Raw genomic sequence first — 633 nt, 5'->3', positions numbered from 1 at the left:
GTCGGCGCCGGTGTTGCCGAACCCGGCCGCCGACAACAGCGCCTGGTCCAGATCCTTCTGCTGTTGGTTGACCGTCCGCGACGTGATCACCGCGTTGTTGAGGAAGTCCAACAGGTCCGGCGCCGCGTTGGCGTAGGTGTCGCCCAGCCCGGCGAGCTGCTGAATGTCATGACGCGCCTGCGGCAATTGCGGATTGACGTCATCGAGGATCGCGTTGGCGTTGACCACCGACTGGCCGAACTTGTCACCCAGCCCGGTCAGCGCCTGGGCGGCCGCGCTCAGCGTGAGGTTCAGCTTGACCGGATCCACCTTCTCCGCGATCGAGGTGACGGTCTGGAACAGGGTGTTGATCTCGGTGGTCACCGAGCGCGCGTCGATCACCGTGTGCTGGTTGAGCTTCTGCGGCGACGGGTTTTGCGGCGTCGTCAACGAGACGTACTTGCCGCCGAACACCGTGGTCGCCTTGATGTCGGCGTTCACGTTGGCCGGAATCAGCGAGAGGTATCTCGGGTAGACCTCCAGCGTGAATTTGGCTGCCGGCTTGCCGTCACGCACCGTCTCCGAGATGTTGCCCACCCGGCCGATCTCGACCCCGTTGTAGGTGACCTTCGAGCCCGGATCCATCACCAGCCC

At 64.5% G+C, this 633-nt stretch carries 1 protein-coding gene; it reads right to left on the bottom strand.

Annotated elements, in window-relative coordinates:
- Nucleotides 1-633, bottom strand: a 633-nt coding sequence (locus tag A5758_RS24535; RefSeq protein WP_156622781.1) for an MCE family protein, incomplete at both ends; no start/stop codon positions are given.

The sequence above is a fragment of the Mycobacterium sp. 852014-50255_SCH5639931 genome, from assembly GCF_001665605.1.
GTDB classification, from domain to species: Bacteria; Actinomycetota; Actinomycetes; order Mycobacteriales; family Mycobacteriaceae; genus Mycobacterium; species Mycobacterium paraffinicum.
The sequence above is the reverse complement of the archived record's forward strand: the minus strand, read 5'-3'. Positions and strand labels throughout refer to the sequence as shown.